Source organism: Streptomyces sp. DSM 42067, from assembly GCF_055792885.1.
On sequence record NZ_CM147706.1, the window covers coordinates 4858820 to 4874955 of the forward strand.

At 68.9% G+C, this 16136-nt stretch carries 17 protein-coding genes and 1 pseudogene; 11 read left to right on the forward strand and 7 right to left on the reverse strand.

The genetic code is table 11. The annotated features are described in order from the left end of the window. The first annotated feature begins 51 nt into the window (after nucleotides 1–51). Nucleotides 52–1818, forward strand: coding sequence for an aspartate--tRNA ligase (gene aspS, locus ACSMXV_RS22280; protein ID WP_473173078.1), 1767 nt, complete (start codon nucleotides 52–54; stop codon nucleotides 1816–1818). A 186-nt stretch (nucleotides 1819–2004) separates the two neighbouring features. Next, entirely contained in the window at nucleotides 2005–2985 is a 981-nt protein-coding gene (locus tag ACSMXV_RS22285; protein WP_473173079.1) for an intradiol ring-cleavage dioxygenase, read from the forward strand. Between the two features lie 79 nt (nucleotides 2986–3064). Here ACSMXV_RS22285 and ACSMXV_RS22290 read toward each other — a convergent pair whose 3' ends face one another. After that, nucleotides 3065–5590, reverse strand: a complete 2526-nt coding sequence (locus ACSMXV_RS22290; protein WP_473173080.1) for an FG-GAP-like repeat-containing protein — start codon at nucleotides 5588–5590, stop codon at nucleotides 3065–3067. A gap of 140 nt (nucleotides 5591–5730) precedes the next feature. Beyond that, entirely contained in the window at nucleotides 5731–6228 is a 498-nt protein-coding gene (locus tag ACSMXV_RS22295; protein ID WP_473173081.1) for a hypothetical protein, read from the reverse strand. Between the two features lie 813 nt (nucleotides 6229–7041). Here ACSMXV_RS22295 and ACSMXV_RS22300 point away from each other — a divergent pair. Continuing rightward, nucleotides 7042–7908, forward strand: a complete 867-nt coding sequence (locus ACSMXV_RS22300) for a hypothetical protein (protein WP_473173082.1) — start codon at nucleotides 7042–7044, stop codon at nucleotides 7906–7908. A 245-nt stretch (nucleotides 7909–8153) separates the two neighbouring features. Continuing rightward, complete coding sequence (locus ACSMXV_RS22305) at nucleotides 8154–8834, forward strand: hypothetical protein (protein WP_473173083.1); 681 nt, start codon at nucleotides 8154–8156, stop codon at nucleotides 8832–8834. A 35-nt stretch (nucleotides 8835–8869) separates the two neighbouring features. Here ACSMXV_RS22305 and ACSMXV_RS22310 read toward each other — a convergent pair whose 3' ends face one another. The 4 genes from ACSMXV_RS22310 to ACSMXV_RS22325 all read right to left on the reverse strand — a co-directional run bounded on the left by ACSMXV_RS22310 (nucleotide 8870) and on the right by ACSMXV_RS22325 (nucleotide 12383). After that, nucleotides 8870–10108, reverse strand: coding sequence for a cytochrome P450 (locus tag ACSMXV_RS22310; protein WP_473173084.1), 1239 nt, complete (start codon nucleotides 10106–10108; stop codon nucleotides 8870–8872). 125 nt (nucleotides 10109–10233) lie between these two features. After that, nucleotides 10234–11628 (reverse strand): NAD(P)/FAD-dependent oxidoreductase, encoded by a 1395-nt coding sequence (locus tag ACSMXV_RS22315; protein WP_473173085.1) that lies wholly within the window; start codon nucleotides 11626–11628, stop codon nucleotides 10234–10236. Beyond that, the gene (locus tag ACSMXV_RS22320) at nucleotides 11618–11857 is read right to left on the reverse strand and encodes a ferredoxin (protein WP_473173086.1); all 240 of its coding nucleotides are present in this window, start codon (nucleotides 11855–11857) and stop codon (nucleotides 11618–11620) included. The genes ACSMXV_RS22315 and ACSMXV_RS22320 overlap by 11 nt, the downstream gene beginning before the upstream one ends. A gap of 115 nt (nucleotides 11858–11972) precedes the next feature. Then, nucleotides 11973–12383, reverse strand: a complete 411-nt coding sequence (locus ACSMXV_RS22325; protein ID WP_473173087.1) for an ATP-binding protein — start codon at nucleotides 12381–12383, stop codon at nucleotides 11973–11975. Nucleotides 12384–12636: 253 nt separating this feature from the next. On the opposite strand from ACSMXV_RS22325, the gene ACSMXV_RS22330 reads away from it, so the two are divergent. The 7 genes and pseudogenes from ACSMXV_RS22330 to ACSMXV_RS22360 all read left to right on the forward strand — a co-directional run. Continuing rightward, nucleotides 12637–13488 (forward strand): helix-turn-helix domain-containing protein, encoded by an 852-nt coding sequence (locus tag ACSMXV_RS22330; protein WP_473173088.1) that lies wholly within the window; start codon nucleotides 12637–12639, stop codon nucleotides 13486–13488. A 3-nt stretch (nucleotides 13489–13491) separates the two neighbouring features. Then, complete coding sequence (locus ACSMXV_RS22335) at nucleotides 13492–13680, forward strand: DUF397 domain-containing protein (protein WP_473173089.1); 189 nt, start codon at nucleotides 13492–13494, stop codon at nucleotides 13678–13680. Nucleotides 13681–13776: 96 nt separating this feature from the next. Beyond that, nucleotides 13777–14172: a nitroreductase/quinone reductase family protein gene (locus ACSMXV_RS22340; protein ID WP_473173090.1), complete on the forward strand. Its 396-nt coding sequence runs from the start codon at nucleotides 13777–13779 to the stop codon at nucleotides 14170–14172. A 41-nt stretch (nucleotides 14173–14213) separates the two neighbouring features. Then, the gene (locus tag ACSMXV_RS22345; RefSeq protein ID WP_473173091.1) at nucleotides 14214–14726 is read left to right on the forward strand and encodes an HAD domain-containing protein; all 513 of its coding nucleotides are present in this window, start codon (nucleotides 14214–14216) and stop codon (nucleotides 14724–14726) included. A 153-nt stretch (nucleotides 14727–14879) separates the two neighbouring features. Further along, nucleotides 14880–15242, forward strand: coding sequence for a type II toxin-antitoxin system RelE/ParE family toxin (locus tag ACSMXV_RS22350; protein ID WP_473173092.1), 363 nt, complete (start codon nucleotides 14880–14882; stop codon nucleotides 15240–15242). A gap of 9 nt (nucleotides 15243–15251) precedes the next feature. Continuing rightward, nucleotides 15252–15602, forward strand: a complete 351-nt coding sequence (locus ACSMXV_RS22355; RefSeq protein WP_473173093.1) for a helix-turn-helix domain-containing protein — start codon at nucleotides 15252–15254, stop codon at nucleotides 15600–15602. A gap of 83 nt (nucleotides 15603–15685) precedes the next feature. Then, a pseudogene (locus tag ACSMXV_RS22360) lies at nucleotides 15686–15820 on the forward strand (IS5/IS1182 family transposase); the annotation flags it as partial. A gap of 69 nt (nucleotides 15821–15889) precedes the next feature. On the opposite strand, the gene ACSMXV_RS22365 reads toward ACSMXV_RS22360, so the two are convergent. Next, nucleotides 15890–16117 (reverse strand): aldo/keto reductase, encoded by a 228-nt coding sequence (locus tag ACSMXV_RS22365; protein WP_473173094.1) that lies wholly within the window; start codon nucleotides 16115–16117, stop codon nucleotides 15890–15892. Between the last annotated feature and the right edge of the window lie 19 nt (nucleotides 16118–16136).

Genomic DNA, 16136 nt, shown 5'->3' on the forward strand with positions numbered 1-16136 from the left:
ACCATCGCACGGATCGTACAGATCACTGACGCGAAGACTGGATGAACGACGATGCATCGGTACAGGTCCCACACCTGCGGCGAGCTCCGCGCCTCTGACGTCGGCACCGACGTCCGGCTGAGTGGCTGGCTGCACAATCGCCGAGACCTGGGCGGCATCCTCTTCATCGATCTGCGCGACCACTACGGCATCACGCAGCTCGTCGCCCGCCCCGGCACCGCGGCCGCCGAGGCCCTGGACAAGCTGCACAAGGAGACGGTGGTCCGCGTCGACGGCAAGGTCGTCTCGCGCGGCGCCGAGAACGTGAACCCGGACCTGCCGACCGGCGAGATCGAGATCGAGGCCGCCGAGGTCGAGGTGCTCGGTGAGGCCGCCCCGCTGCCGTTCACGATCAACACCGAGGACGGGGTGAACGAGGAGCGGCGCCTGGAGTACCGCTTCCTGGATCTGCGCCGCGAGCGCATGCACCGCAACATCATGCTGCGCACCGCCGTCATCTCCGCGATCCGCCACAAGATGGCCGCGATGGGCTTCAACGAGATGGCGACGCCGATCCTGACGGCGACGTCCCCCGAGGGCGCCCGCGACTTCGTCGTCCCCTCCCGCCTGAACCCGGGCAAGTTCTACGCCCTGCCGCAGGCGCCGCAGCAGTTCAAGCAGCTGCTGATGATCTCCGGCTTCGACCGCTACTTCCAGATCGCGCCCTGCTTCCGCGACGAGGACGCCCGCGCCGACCGCTCGCCCGGCGAGTTCTACCAGCTCGACGTGGAGATGTCCTTCGTCGAGCAGGAGGACATCTTCCGGCCGATCGAGCAGCTGATGACGGAGATCTTCGAGGAGTTCGGCGGCGGCCGTCATGTGACGTCGCCGTTCCCGCGGATCCCGTTCCGCGAGGCCATGCTCAAGTACGGCTCGGACAAGCCGGACCTGCGCGCGCAGCTGGAGCTCGTCGACATCACCGACGTCTTCGAGGGCTCGGAGTTCAAGGCGTTCGCGGGCAAGCACGTACGCGCCCTGCCTGTGCCGGACGTGTCGTCGCAGCCCCGCAAGTTCTTCGACCAGCTCGGTGACTACGCGGTCGAGCAGGGCGCGAAGGGCCTGGCCTGGGTCCGCGTCGCCGAGGACGGCTCGCTGACCGGCCCGATCGCGAAGTTCCTCACCGAGGAGAACGTCAAGGTCCTCACCGAGCGCCTCGGCCTGGAGCCCGGCCACGCCGTGTTCTTCGGCGCGGGCGAGTTCGACGAGGTCTCGAAGATCATGGGCGCGGTGCGGGTGGAAGCCGCTCGCAGGGCGGGCCACTTCGAGGAAGGCGTCTTCCGCTTCTGCTGGATCGTCGACTTCCCGATGTTCGAGAAGGACGAGGACACCGGCAAGATCGACTTCTCGCACAACCCGTTCTCGATGCCGCAGGGCGGCATGGAGGCCCTGGAGACCCAGGACCCGCTGGACATCCTCGCCTGGCAGTACGACATCGTCTGCAACGGCGTCGAGCTGTCCTCGGGCGCCATCCGGAACCACGAGCCGGACATCATGCTCAAGGCCTTCGGCATCGCGGGTTACGACGAGGAGACGGTCGAGCGCGAGTTCGCCGGCATGCTGCGCGCGTTCCGCTTCGGCGCCCCGCCGCACGGCGGCATCGCCCCGGGCATCGACCGCATCGTCATGCTCCTCGCGGACGAGCCGAACATCCGCGAGACCATCGCGTTCCCGCTGAACGGCAACGCGCAGGACCTGATGATGGGCGCGCCGACGGAGCTGGAGGAGTCCCGTCTGCGGGAGCTGCACATCCAGGTGCGCAAGCCGGCGGGCGAGAAGTAGGCGGTATGCGGCGGTGGACGCCGGGGGCGCCGCGCGGCTGAGGCTGCGCGGCGCCCCGCTGCTTTTCTGCGTCGCGTGCGTTTGGCGCGTGCTTTTTCTTTGTTTCCTGTGGGCGCCTACGTTTCCTGTGTGCGCCCACAGGGCTTTCCCACGTCCCTGACAGGCGCGAGCCTTAGCCTCCCCGCCATGACTGAGCACCAGGGACCGGCCCACAAGAGGGACATGACGCGCCGTAAGGTCGTCATCGCAGGCGGAGCGGCTGTGGCCGCGGTCGGTGTCGGCGGCGGGATCGCCGTCAACGCCTTCGCGGACGAGACGACTGACACGACCGCCACGGGCAGCACGGAGAGCGCGGAGACCTGCTACAAGCTGACCTCGGAGACCACCGAGGGCCCGTACTACATCGACGCCGACAAGATCCGGCAGGACATCACCGAGGACAAGGACGGCATCCCGCTGACCCTCCGCCTCAAGGTGATCGACTCCGAGACGTGCAAGCCGCTGAAGAACGCGGCCGTCGACATCTGGCACTGCGACGCGCTGGGCATCTACTCCGGTTACGAGAGCCTCTCCACGGGCGGTGGCGGGGGCACGCCGCCGAGCGGCGCCCCGACCGACGCCCCCTCGGGGGACCCCTCCGGCATGCCCACGGGTGAGCCGCCGTCCGGCGCCCCCGGCGGCGGCACGGGCGGCGGCATCCACGAGGAGCCCACCGACGACGAGCGCTACCTGCGCGGCACATGGAAGACGGACAACGCCGGCCGTGTCGAGTTCAAGACGGTCTTCCCGGGCTGGTACCGGGGCCGCTGCGTCCACATCCACACCAAGGTGCACGTGGACGGCGAGTGGACCGACGCCGGTTACGAGGGTGGCCACACCTGCCACACGGGCCAGTTCTTCTTCGAGGAGGAGGCCGTCCTCGCCTCCGCCGAGGTCGAGCCGTACTCCACGAGCACGACCGAGCGCACCACGCTCACCGAGGACACCATCTACGATCAGAGCGGCACCGCGGGCGGTCTGCTCAAGCTGAAGTACAAGAAGAACGACATCGCGAAGGGCGTCATCGCCACCATCACGGTGGGCGTCGACCCGGATGTCACACACGACGGCACGGACGACGCCGTCCAGCCGGGGGCATCGGCTCCCGCTTCGGCTTCAGCCTCGTAAAACCGCATCTCCGCTGCACGCGCGGGGGCGCCCGGGACGATCAGGTCCCGGGCGCCCCTTCTGTTGTCCGGACGGACGATCAGGACAGCGACTTGTAGCCGCCCCAGCCCGTCGCGATCTTCGTGCGGCTGCTGAACGAGCCGGTGCCGGTGCCGTTGTTGCGCCAGACGTTGCCCGAGGTGTCGCGGGAGACGATGTCCGCCTTGCCGTCGCCGGTGATGTCGCCGACGCCGACGACCGTGTTGTACGAGCTGCCCCAGGCGCTGAAGACCTTGGCGCGGGCCCTGAAGGTGCCGCTGCCGGTGCCGTTGTAGCGGTACAGGTCGTTCGCCTTGTTCTGAGCGATCAGGTCGCCGATGCCGTCGCCGGTGATGTCGCCGACGCCGACGATCTTCTTGTAGCCGGACCAGTCCGAGTAGAGCTTCACGCGCGAGGACAACTTGCCGGTGCTGGTGCCCTTGTAGAGGTAGACGGCGCCGGTGGAGGAGCTGCGGGCGATCAGGTCCGGCTGGCCGTCGCCGGAGATGTCCCCGGGCGAGGTCAGGAGGTTGTACTGTCCCCAGCCGGTGCCGAGCGAGGTGTACGAGGTGGAGGGCGTGACGGCCTTGCCGCAGCCCGGCTTGTAGAACCGGAGGGAGCCGCTGCTGAGCCGCACCAGTACGTCGTTGCACCGGTCGCCGCTCAGGTCCCCGAACGGGACGGCCTTGATCGAGGTGGCCCAGCCGCTGCCCGACAGCTTCCCGGAGAAGGTCCCGGAGGAGCGCTTGCCCAGTTGGAAGGTGAGACCGCCGGAGGAGTTGAGGGTGAGCAGGTCGCCGGTGCCGTCGGGGGTGGCGGAGGTGCCGCCGAAGTCGCGGCTTACGGCGGCGCCTCCCGTCACGGTGAGAGTGCCGGAGTCCAGCATGGTCGCCGACGTGGCGTCGGTGGAGGTGGCGCTCAGCTTCCACTTCAGCGGCCCGTTGGGGGCGTGAACGCCGGAGGCCGTACGGCCGTTCCAGGTAGGGGCGACCGTCAGGCCGTTCGCCGTGCCGGTCAGTGTCCGTACCGTCCTGCCCGCGCTGTCGGTGAGGACCAGGGACCATGAGGACGTGGGCCGGGTGAGCTGCCAGGTGGGGGCCCAGGCCGTGCTGGAGGCGGTGGTGCCCCGCAGCGCTGCGGTGCCCGGGACGGTGGACCCGCTCACAGCGAGCACGGGCCACTCGGTTCTGGACCCGTACAGCCGTGTGACGTCGTTCTGGGTGTCCGACCAGACGGCCGTGGCCGCGCCGTCGGTCCCGGCGGCGACCTGACCGCGTACGAACTCGGACGCCGAGCCGGGGAGTTCGGCAGCTGACTCCCATGCCCCCTCGGTGCGTGCGGACTCCATCAGCACCCGGCCGGAGTCATCCGGGTCGGTCTGCGTCCAGACGGCGTGCACCGTGCCGTCCTCGCCGATCGAGGCGTCGTACTGCTCGGGCACGTACCCCGTCGACAGTGTCTCGGGCGAAGACCAGGTGCCACTGGCGGCGCTGCGGGTGGCGGAGCGCGTGCTGTAGGTCGTGGTCCAGTCGACCCAGACGAGGGTCACGTCGCCGTTCGTGGCGATGAGCGGCTCGGGCGTTTCCACGAGGTCGTCCGTGGTGGACACGGATTCGGCCGCCGACCAGGTGCCGTCCGCAGCGCGGGCCGTGTAGATCGCTCTGGGGTCCGACTCGGTGACCGCGGCCGACCAGACCAGCGTCAGGGAGCCGTCATTCGCCGCCGCGAGCTGGGGATCTCCCATCGACTCGGACGCCTCGGTCAGGGCGACCGGGTCGGTCCACTTGGTCTCTCCCGCGGCCCTGGAGACCGTGCGCAATGTACTGAGGCCGCTGTCCGACTGCTTGTATACGACCACGACGGTGCCGTCGGCATCCACGGCCACGCTCGGGGCCGCCGCGCTGTCGGCACCCTCCGCGATGGCCGCGCTGATCTTGACCGGAGCGGACCAGCTCCCGTCCGCGGCCCGCGTTGCGGCGCTGACCTCGAGCTTCGACGTGGCGGTCGCACGTGTGCCCCAGACCGCGGTGACCGTGCCGTCCGGCGCCTCGGCGAGGTCGATGCCGCCGTCGGTCCAAGCCGCGTCGGTGCCGACGACCTCGACCGGTGCCGACCAGGACGCTCCATCTGCCGACAGCACGGAACTGACGAGCCGTATCTCATACGTTCCCGATCCGGGCGAGGTCTCGTTCGGGAACTCCGCCCACAGCGCGGTGACCGTGCCGTCTGCGGAGGCCAGCAACTTGATGTCACCCGCCTCCGTGGGGGTCGTGGCGAGCAGCGCCGGCGCTCCCCACGTGTCGTTGTCCGCCGGGCGCACGGCCGCGTACAGCTTTCGCTCGGTGCTGCTGTCGGAGAGCTGGTTCCACAGCACTACCGCTGAGCCGTTGGCCGTGGTGACGAGTCCCTTCACCGAGGCTTCCGCGTCGGCGCCTGTGATGGCTGTCGCCTCGCCCCAGGGGACGAGTGCCGCGGCGTTGCTTGATTCCGCCGAGACCAGTGGATACACAAACCCGCCGGCGATGATCAGCGACGCAGCGCTGATGGCCACGGCCAGCCGGCCGCGGCTGAGGGCATGACGGCCCACGTGATGTTTCCTCCCCCGGGGACCCTGCGCCCCCTCACAAGTGCGCGGATGGTATCAGCGCCATCCACGCAGGTCACACGCAGGCGTCGGTTGCGGGAACCGCAACTGTCCCCCTCAGGGAGCGGGCCGGTCTGAGGGCTTCAGGTCTCTTCTGCATCCTCGGCGAAGAGTTCGTCGGCCGTGGTGGCGGCGAGGGCGCGGTCGAACCAGAGGATGAGGGTGTCGAGGTCGGTGCAGGAGGTGACGCGCTCCCGGGTGTCGTCAGTGACGGGGATGCCGCGCTTCTCAAGGAGGCGAAGGATCAGTGAGGCACGATCTTCGGCCTTGCCCTCGGCCTTGCCTTCGAGGTAGGCGGTCTCACGGACGGTGCCCCGACCGGGGAAGTAGGTGACGAAAGACATGATTTCCTTCCATCTGTCTCCGGCTGGGGTAGCCCTCAGGTTCAGTTCCAGGAACTCGTAGAAGTAGTCGGTGGACTTCCCGTCGGTCGCCTGAAGGGCTCGGCCGAGCGCTTCCAGTATGGCGTCGATGTGGGGGCTGCGGGCATGCACCAGTGCGGAGAAGGACGCCATCGCGAGGTTCCCCGCGGCCGCCCTCTGGTCGGTGATCAGCGGCAGGTTGTCCGGCCCGATGACCATGGGGTACGTCCGCTGGGCTGTCCAGCCCCGGGCGCCGCAGTCGAAGGGGCCGGTTGCCCACTTGGCCGTGGCCCTGTCCTGGAAAGGACCTGTTATCCCGCCGACGTAATGCGATCACTCTTTCGGGGACAACGGATCAGGCCGCCGACGGCGGCCACCGGCTGCCCGCGCGGGCCGATGCAGGGACGGCGCCCGATGCCGACCGTGGAACGCGGGGTGCGGACTCCCAGGGGCGGGCACGACGATATGGCCGAAATCATTCGCGCTGCGTGTCAATTCCTTCGCTGTCAGTGTTCAGGCGTGCCCGGAGTCGGCCGAATCCGTGGCCGGGAATATGCCGTTCGAAAGTGTCACTGAAAGCCTGATGTGGGAAGTCGGTGAGTTCCCGCCTGTGGATGTCGGTCGGATGGCCTTCACCTGGAGTGAATGCTTGGCTCAGAATTCGAGAAGCCTTCGAAACCGTTGACAGGGGCTTCGAATAGTCGCTGGCCGCGAGCTCCGCGGCCAGGCGCCCGGCTGGTGAAGCAGTCACGGCGACTCGGGCCCGGCCGTCCCGGAGACACGTCGGGTATGCCTTGACATACTAAAGAACCGTCAACCATTCTTTCGCGTTGTAAAACTTTCAACACTTGGTGCGGGGTGAGCTCTGGGCCGAGGCATGGGGGCGGGGAGAGATTTGTGAGCGGGTACCTGCCGGTGCCGAGCCGTAATCGAATACTGCATTCGTCCATGCCTATTTATTGACGCTTTCTTAGCGCGTCGAATCGATCCCGCCGCACCCCGCAACCCCCCACTTGCAAGGAGGACGCCCTCGTGCACTCCGACATGCTGCGCGCCTTAACCGGAACGGTCCGGGAGCTGATGGACGCCGGCCCCGGGCCGGACGGAGCCATCACCCCGACGGCCGGGGACACGGGCGGCAACCTTCTTTTCGGCTACGGCGCCTCGGACGTACTGACGATGTTCTGCTCCCGGTCCGGCTGGACCGTTCATGTCCCCGGCCACCCCGACGAGGTGCGCCGTGTGGTCCTGGACTCCGTCGACCGCGGCGAACGCGCCTACATCCATGTGTCACCGCGGTCCAACTCCGAGCCGCGCGGCCTCGGCGACGGCCGCGGCTTCGAGACGGTCCGCGAGGGCCGCTCCGGCGTGGTGGTCGCGGTCGGTCCTCTGCTCGACCCAGTGCTGCGCGCCACGGCCGGGCTCGATCTCGCCGTGCTCTACACGGCCACCATCCGCCCCTTCGACTCGGCCGGCCTCCGTACGGAGGTTCTTGCCGCCGACCAGCCGAACGTGGTCCTGGTCGAGCCCTGCGCCCGCGGCACTTCCTCTCACTACGTCGCCGAAGCCCTGCTCCACGTACCCCACCGCCTGCTCGCGCTGGGGACCGACCGCGACGACAAGCCGGTCGGCACCGGCCGCGACGACGGTGGGTCGGGTGACCGTGAGGACGAGGACGACGGTCTGAGCGCCGCCCCGGCCGGCGGCTCGGAGACCGGCACGGAAGACCGCGGCTCGGAGACCGGCACGGAAGACCGCGGCACGGAAGACGGCGGACTGGGCGGTGGCGGACTGGGCGGTGGTGGGCTGAACGACGACGGCCTGGCCGGCGACGGCCTCGCCGACGACGGCCTGGACGAGGAGACCATCGCGGCGGCTGTGCGGGACTTCATGCGGTGAGGGGGCGGCGGCCACAGGGGGCGGCGGCCACAGGGGGCGGCGGCCACATCAGGGGGGCGGCGGCCATCGCCGTCGCGCTCGGCATGTGGCCGCCGCCCCCGCGGCTGGGTCCCGTCTGGGGCCATGGGAGTGATCGTCTCAGCGGCGAGTGCGGCCGGGCCGCCGATCACGCCGCCGGTCGGCACGATGGGACCCGGCGGCGCACCGCGGTGGTCGTGGAGCGGTGGCCGCCGGGAGGAGGGCTCATGCAGAGCGCGAAAACGGAGCCGGCAAGGGTGCTGCGGACGCCGCGCGCAGCGGGCGTCGCCGGCGTCCTGTTCGCGCTGCTGCTGGGTACCGCCCTGGTGCTGGTCCGTATCGCGATCCCCGTGGATGCGGACAGCGCAGCCGACTGGCTCGCCGATGAGGACCACCGCAACGCGCTGAAAACCGCACTCGGCCTGGTGCCCTTCGCCGGGATCTTCTTTCTCTGGTTCATGGGCGCGGTACGGGACTACGTCGGGCACGGTGGGGAGGACAGGTTCTTCGACACGCTTCTTGTGGGCAGCGGGCTGCTGTTCGCCGCCATGCTCTTCGGACTCGCCGTCGGCGTCGACGGCCTCACAGGAGGGGGCGGTGTCTCCCCTCCGCCGAGCGAGCAGCAGTCGTGGGAGCTCGGGCGTCACCTCAGCCTCTCACTGCTGAGGGACTACGCGATGCGTATGGCAGCGGTGTTCACCGTGTCCACCACGGTGATCGGGCACCATCTCGGACTGTTCCCGCGCTGGCTGAAGTGGCTGGGGGCCGTCGCCGCACTGGTGCTGATGTTCGTCATCAGCAGCGTCCCCTGGTCCGAACTCGTCTTCCCCGTCTGGGTGCTGGCCCTGAGCGGTTACGTGCTCTGGGCCTCCTTCCGCCGACCCGACCGCACGACAGCTGCTACTTGAGTGCTACTTGGGTGTTACTTGATGCCGTGTGGGTGCTACTTGATGCCGTCGAAGGCGATGTTCAGATGCCGGGGACCCCTGAGGACCGCGTTCTGGCGGTACTCGGGCGGATCCTCGAGCAGACGGGGTTTGTCGAGCCGGCGGACGAGCTCCGTCAGGGCGAGTTGTGCCTCGAGCCGGGCGAGAGGCGCGCCGAAACAGCTGTGGATGCCGCTGCCGAGGCCCAGGTGCTGGTTGTCGGTCCGGTTGGGGATGAACCGGTCGGGGTCCGGGAAGCGCTGGGGGTCCCGGTTGCCGGACGCGAGCAGCAGCCACAGTGAGGCGCCCTTGGGGATGATCGTCCCGCCGACCTCGATATCGGTCAGCGTGGTGCGCTGCGGAAGCAGTTGAACGGGCGGCTCGTACCGCAGCAGCTCCTCCACGAGCGGCACGGCGAGGCCGGGGTCGTCGCGCAGCCGCTGCAGGACCTCCGGGTTGCGCAGCAGCGTGAGCATCCCGTTGGTGATGAGGTTGACGGTGGTCTCGTGCCCGGCGATCAGCAGCAGAGCCGCGGTGCTGATCATCTCCACGGGCGACAGCTGACCGTCCGGACCGTGACCTGCGGCCATGGCGGAGAGCATGTCGTCGCGGGGAGCCTTGCGGCGCTCCTCGATCAGGCCGGCGAGGTAGACGGCGAGGTCGGCCCGTGCCTTCCGGGTGGTCTGCATCCGCGCTTCGCGGTCCTCTCCCGAGACCGGGTCGAGGCTGGCGGCGATCGTGTCGGCCCATTCGTGGAAATGTGCCTCGTCCTCGCGGGGGACGCCGAGCAGCCTGCAGATCACGGTGACGGGGAACGGGTACGCGAAGGTGTCCACGAGGTCGATCCCGTCCCCTCCCTGCCGGTCCCCGAGCCCGTCGATGAGCTCGGAGACGATCTCGCCGAGCTCGCTGCGCATGTCGTGCACGCGCCGGGGGCTGTGCGGAGGCCCGAACGGCCGGTTCGCCAGTCCACGCAGCCGGTCGTGCTCGGGAGGGTCGAGCCTGAGGAAGGTCGGCGGCAGGTTGGGGTCCTCGTCCTGGGCCGGACCCATGGGAGCGTCCGGGCTCAGGTTGCGGGCGTCCGAGCTGATCCGCGGATCATGGAGCAGCTCCTTGATCTCCCAGTACGTGCTGACGAGATAGGGGCCCTCCTCGTCCTGCACCACCGGGGTTTTGCGGAGTTCGGCGTACAGGGGGTACGGGTCGGCCCGGTTGGCGTAGTCGGTGATCTGGCGCAGGAGTGCGACCGACGTCATGGCGGGTCCCTTCTCAAGTCGCGGGTGCTTCGGCCGGTGGCCGTCCGTACGTCGAGGTCGTCCGTACGTCGAGGTCGTCCGTACGTTGAGGTCGTCCGTACGTCCGTGCGGGCATCCTGGGCGGGTCACGCGCGCATCGGCGTGAACGAGACGCGCCGGTCGGTCGGTGAGTGGCCGCTGAGGGTGACGGTCGGGCCGTGCGTGGGCAGCGAGGGGTCCGGGAAGCCGGCCGATACCGGCCGCATCCCGTCCGGCCGCCGGTCGACGCTGGGGTACGGGGGCGGGAACGGCGCGGCCTGCTCGATCTGCCGCTGGTAGAACTCCAGCCATTTCGCCTGGTCGAACGTGACGGCGGCGATCATGCGGCCCTGGAAGCCGTAGACCGCGGTGAAGCGGCGGTCGGCGAGTGACCCCTGGGTGACGGTGATCTCCTGGCCCATGGGCGGGACGCCGACCGACTTGATGTTCACGCCGAACTGGGCGGACCAGAAGGACGGCGTCCACACGTGGGGGCGTCGGTCCGCACTGGAGTTGATCATGTTGTGGGCCGCGACCTCGGCCTGCGCGACCGCGTTGCCCCAGTGCTCGAGGGAGAGGAACTGGTAGCCGAACAGCGGGTGCGGGGAGCGGGCGACGTCCCCGGCGACGAAGACGTCGTCGGTCACGATGCCCCGTACGTCGAAGGCGCGGCAGCCGGCGTCGCAGGCGATCCCGCGAGGGCCCGCACCCAGCCCGGACCCGGCGAGCCACTCGGTGTTACGAGTGGCCCCCAGCGACACGACGGCGATGTCCGCCTCGACCGTGGACCCGTCCGAGAGATGGGCGCACCGCAGACGTCCCGCCGGGTCCCCCTCCAGCCCGGTGACCTGCACACCGCACCGCAGGTCGACGCCGTGCTCGCGCTGCAGTTCCGCGGCCACCTCCCCGATCACGGCGCCCAGCGCACCCACCAGCGGTGCCGGGCCGCGCTCGGCGACCGTGACGGGCAGCTGCTGCTCGCGGCAGGCGGAGGCGATCTCGGAGCCGGTGAATCCGGCTCCGATGACGAGCACCCGGCGGGGCCCGGCCTTCAGCCGGTGGTGCAGGCGGGCGGCGTCGTCCACGGTGCGCAGGACGAAGACCCCGTCGAGGTCGGCCTCCAGCTCGTTCGGCCACGGACGGGCCCGTACGCCGGTGGCGATCAGCAGCCGGTCGTACTCGACCGCGGTGCCGTCGGCGAGGTGCACCCGCTTGGCCCCCATGTCGAGACCGGTGGCCGCGGTGCCGAGCCGCCAGTCCGCGTCGATCGCGCGGCGGCGGGGCAGCGCCGTGTGGTCGGGCGGCACCTTGCCCAGCAGCACCTGCTTGGACAGCGGCGGCCGGTCGTACGGCTCGTGGGGCTCGTCACCGATCATGGTCAGCGTCCCGCTGAAGCCCTCCTCGCGGAGCGTCTCGGCGGCCCGCAGCCCGGCCAGCGAGGCACCCACGACGACGATGTGGCCCTCGCGCCTCAGCCTCTGAAGGTATCCGTCAAGTGGCATAGGTGGCACCCGCTCGCGCCGGAACCGAGGCGGTGACGTCCCCGCCCTCCACGGTGATGGCCTTCACCGGACACGCCTCCGCCGCTCGCAGCACGTGCTCGCGCTGCACGTCGTCGGGCTGAGGGTCGTACATCAGCGCCTCGTCACCGTGCATCGTGAACACATCGGGGGCGAGAAAGGCGCACTGCGCGTACCCCTGGCACCGGTTGAGATCGACGACAAGCCTCATGAGGTCTCCGCTTCTTCGGTTTCCTACGGCTTCTTCGTGCCTCTGCCCCCGTAGCCAGCATGGAAGGACGGCCGGGGGTGCGCACGCCCGCCGGGCCGACGGGGTGAGGCGCGCTCTATGCGCCGACGAGCTCGCACCAGACGTACTTGCCGGTGCCGGTGAGCGGGTACCAGCCCCAGTCGGCGGACCGGGCCCGGACGAGGCTGAGGCCGCGGCCTCCCTCGGCGTCCGCGTCCGTGACCGCGGGTGGTGTGGGCGCGGGCTCCGGTGGGCGCGGGTCCGCATCCCAGACGCCTACGCGCAGGACGCCCCGCGCCCAGCGAAGCCGTATGGCGGCGGGCCCCTTGGTGTGCAGCACGGCGTTACTGACCAGCTCACTGGCCACCAGCTCGGCGGCTTCGGTGAGCTGGGGGAGCTGGTGGAGGGCGAGGACGAGGCGCAGGGTGCGGCGGCAGATGGTGACGGCACGGGGGTCGTGGGGGACGTAGAGCGTGTACTCCCACGGTTCGTCGTCGTTTTCAGGCATACGAGATCTCCGGTGACGGGTGGAGGAGGGGGAGTGGGCTGCGCGGCGTTCGGCGGGCGGTGGCAATGCCGCGGCCGTCACGGCATGACGGGGCGGTGCGCTTCCGGGGTCCCGGTGGTGCCGCACTGTGTGCGTCGCGTCACCGACGGTACGGTGAAAATTTTCCCCCGCGCAAGCGGTTCCCCTACTCTGACACCCGAATGAGTTGTCCAACGCCACAAGCAGGCACGCCGGTTGAGGAGACAGGGACTGCATGACAGCGAGGACCCAGCCAACCGCTCGTCAGGTCCGCCTTGGTGCTGAGCTGCGCAAACTCCGGGAAGCTGCAGGCCTTTCGGCTCGAGACGTGGCGGGCGTCCTGGGGGCCACCTCTGCGCAGATGAGTCAGATGGAGGCTGGCAACTCGGCTATCGGCGAGGAGCGCCTACGCAGGCTGGCCGCCCACTGTGCCTGTGCAGACCAGGAGTTGATCGAGGCGCTGGTGGCGATGGCCAGTGACCGTACGCGCGGCTGGTGGGAGGACTACCGCGGGGTGCTTCCCCCTGCCTTCCTGGACCTGGCGGAGCTTGAGCACCACGCCACGTTCATCCAGGCGATCGGTACCGCGCACGTCCCGGGACTGTTGCAGACTGAGGACTACGCGCGTGCGGTATTCGCGTACTGGCGACCGGAACTCCCGGAGAGCGAACTAGAGCCGAGGGTGGAGCACCGAATGCGCCGCAGGGCAGCCCTTGCCCGAGAGGGGGCGCCCACGTACTTGGCTGTGCTGCACGAGTCTGTGCTGCGCACACGCGTCGCGGATCGGCGCGTTGCCCGCGCCCAGCTCGACGAAATCCTTCGCGAGTCGGAGCGCTCCAGCACTAGTGTTCGCGTGATCCCATTCGACGTAGACGGCTTCGCCGGGGCCAGTTCAGCTCTCGTCTACGCGGGCGGGCGCGTTCCCGCGCTGGATACCGTTCAGAGGGACACACCGTACGGCTCTGCCTTTCTGGATGCTGCTGCTCAACTCCAGTCAATGCGAACACTTTTCCGTAAGGTGGAGTCGGCGTCTCTTGAACCCGCGCAGTCGCGGGACTACATCCACCGTCTGGCGAAGGAGCTGTAAGACGTGACCGAGTGGCAGAAGTCGTCCTTCTCTGGCGGCGCGGACGGCAACGAGTGCGTGGAACTGGCCCACGGCGACGACTCGCTGCTCCTCCGCGAAAGCGACGACCCCGCCCGAATAATCACCGTCAGCCATGACGGACTGGCGGCCCTACTGCTCCAGATCCGCGGGCGTACCAGCATGTGCCGATAACGGACGACTAGCCCGGTCGGCGGGCCGGCTGCGGTATCCCGCACACTGGCGGGGAAGACCGAACCGCAGGGCTTCGGACGAACGGGAGAGCCACCAGTGTCGCGCTTCGACGAGAACAAGTTCCGTGCCGTCACATGGGTTCAGAGGCACATCGCCAACCCCATCACCAGGCGGCTGCCGATCCAGACGGTCCTGGAAACGACGGGGCGCAAGTCCGGTCTGCCCCGGCGGACACCGCTCGGCGGCCGCCGCATTGGGCGTGAGTTCTGGCTCGTATCGGAGTACGGAGAGAAGTCGCAGTACGTACGGAACATCCAGGCCGACCCGAGGGTCCGGGTCCGGATCATGGGCAAGTGGCACGCGGGCACTGCGCACCTCGTGCCCGAGGACGACGCCAGGGCGCGGCTCAAGAGCCTGCCGCGACTGAACAGCGCAGCGGTCCGGGCGGTCGGCACGAACCTGCTGACGGTACGGGTCGACCTGACCGACTGAGCCGCCTGACCGTAGGACGTCCTTGGAGCTATCGTGCGGTCGTGACCGGCCCACTGGAGCGCCCCATCCTATTCCTCGACGTCGACGGACCGCTCATCCCGTTTGGGCCGTCGTCCAGCCGGGTCCAGTTCCCTGCCCCCGGCTCGGAGGTGCTCCCTGATCAAGGAAACCCATTGCTTGGGCGACTCGACCCGGCCTTGGGACCGCTTTTGATGGCACTGGGCTGCGACCTGGTGTGGGCCACCACCTGGATGGGCGACGCGAACGAGATCATCGCCCCACTGCTCGGGCTTTCGAGCCTCCCTGTCGTGGAGTGGCCTGAAGCATCCACTGACGATGGTCCACGCGGCCTGCACTGGAAGACCCGCCACCTTGTCCAGTGGGCCGGCCGCCGCCCGTTCATCTGGGTCGACGACGAGATCAGCGATATGGATCGCCTATGGGTCTCCGTGCAACACCAAGCACCGTCGCTACTTCACCGCGTAGACCCGCACAAAGGCCTTACCGACGTCGATTTCCCTCCGCTTGCCGACTGGCTCCGTGCGCGGTCTTGAATGGCCGCCGGATTGGCTGGCGCCGGTTCCGCTGACACCCACGGATCCACTGCACACCGCGTTGCCGCTTGACGTCACCGTGGAGAGAAACGGTGGTGCAACTTGCTCGTTGGTTAAGGAAAGCCTTAAATTCGAGGTGCAGAGGGGGTCGTCTTGGGTTGGGCGATCAAGGTAACCGATGAGTACGCGGATTGGTTCAGGCGGCTGATCAAGGATGATCTCGGTTCCGCTACCCAGGTTGCGCAAGCCGTCGCTGCGTTACGCGAAGCGGGCCCCACCCTGGGCCGTCCTCTCGTGGATCGGCTGAAGGGTTCGGACCTGCATCACCTCAAGGAGCTGAGACCGGGATCGGGTGGGCGGTCCGAGATCCGGATCATCTTCGCCTTCGACCCGACGCGCTCGGCCCTCCTCTTGCTCGGGGGCGACAAGGCTGGAAACTGGGACCGCTGGTACCGCGACAACATTCCGTTGGCCGAACAGCTCTACAGCGACTACACCGGTGACACGGAGGACTGAGGAGTGGGCATGCCCAAGAAGGCCCCGCACGATTGGGAGAGCCTGGAGCAGGAGCTGTACGCGGCCGGCGTCGACCCCGCTGAGGTGAAGGCCGGTAGTCGCCGTCTGTTGGCAGAGGCGCGCGGCCACCAACTGGCCGAAGCCCGCAAGCAGTACGGGCTGGCTCAGAAGGACGTGGCCGCCCGTATGGGTGTGAGTATCGCGCGTGTGTCTCAGATCGAGCATGGAGAGGTTGCCACTCTCGATGTGATTGCTCGCTATGTCGAAGCTCTCGGTGGCAGGCTGGATCTGGTCGCCGATTTCGGTGACCACACGGTGCGCATGCCTGCGAGTGACGACCACGGCCGTGCGGCGGCGTAGCTGATATTGATCGCTTTGAAGCCGTAGTCGGTCGACCATGCCATGGGCTTGGACGGCATAGCCGCTGGTTCGCCCGGCAGATGTACAAGCGCCGCAACGAGGTCGAGCGCACGAACAACCGGCTCAAGCACTCCAGGGCTGAGGCGACACGCTTCGACAAGCGGGCCTATGTCTTCCACGGCACCGTCACCGCAGCCTCGGTTCGTCTCTGGCTCAAGCCTGACCGGAGGTGTCATCGCGAGTGCCCCTGCCAGGAGGCAGGGGCACTCGCGGGTCGGGTATGGGTGTCAGCTCAGGCGTCCGCCGATGCCGCCTTCGGGGGCGATCTCGGCGATGCGGTCGAGGTCGGCGGCGTTGAGGACGAGGTCGGCGGCGGCGATGTTCTGGGCGACGCGGGCGGGGTTGCGGGAGCCCGGGATCGGGACGATGTAGGGCTTCTTCGCGAGCAGCCAGGCCAGGGCCAGCTGCGAGAGGGTGGCGCGTACGCGCCGGCCCCGGGCGTCACATACGCGCACCGGCCCCGGGCGTACGTGA

What these genes read in the sequence shown, in the direction of transcription:
- ACSMXV_RS22330 (WP_473173088.1), top strand. Translation starts at nt 12,637, where the DNA reads ATGACAGCGAGGACCCAGCCAACCGCTCGTCAGGTCCGCCTTGGTGCT.
- ACSMXV_RS22305 (WP_473173083.1), top strand. Translation starts at nt 8,154, where the DNA reads ATGCAGAGCGCGAAAACGGAGCCGGCAAGGGTGCTGCGGACGCCGCGC.
- ACSMXV_RS22355 (WP_473173093.1), top strand. Translation starts at nt 15,252, where the DNA reads ATGCCCAAGAAGGCCCCGCACGATTGGGAGAGCCTGGAGCAGGAGCTG.
- ACSMXV_RS22310 (WP_473173084.1), bottom strand. Translation starts at nt 10,108, where the DNA reads ATGACGTCGGTCGCACTCCTGCGCCAGATCACCGACTACGCCAACCGG.
- ACSMXV_RS22325 (WP_473173087.1), bottom strand. Translation starts at nt 12,383, where the DNA reads ATGCCTGAAAACGACGACGAACCGTGGGAGTACACGCTCTACGTCCCC.
- ACSMXV_RS22285 (WP_473173079.1), top strand. Translation starts at nt 2,005, where the DNA reads ATGACTGAGCACCAGGGACCGGCCCACAAGAGGGACATGACGCGCCGT.
- aspS (WP_473173078.1), top strand. Translation starts at nt 52, where the DNA reads ATGCATCGGTACAGGTCCCACACCTGCGGCGAGCTCCGCGCCTCTGAC.
- ACSMXV_RS22320 (WP_473173086.1), bottom strand. Translation starts at nt 11,857, where the DNA reads ATGAGGCTTGTCGTCGATCTCAACCGGTGCCAGGGGTACGCGCAGTGC.
- ACSMXV_RS22295 (WP_473173081.1), bottom strand. Translation starts at nt 6,228, where the DNA reads ATGGTCATCGGGCCGGACAACCTGCCGCTGATCACCGACCAGAGGGCG.
- ACSMXV_RS22315 (WP_473173085.1), bottom strand. Translation starts at nt 11,628, where the DNA reads ATGCCACTTGACGGATACCTTCAGAGGCTGAGGCGCGAGGGCCACATC.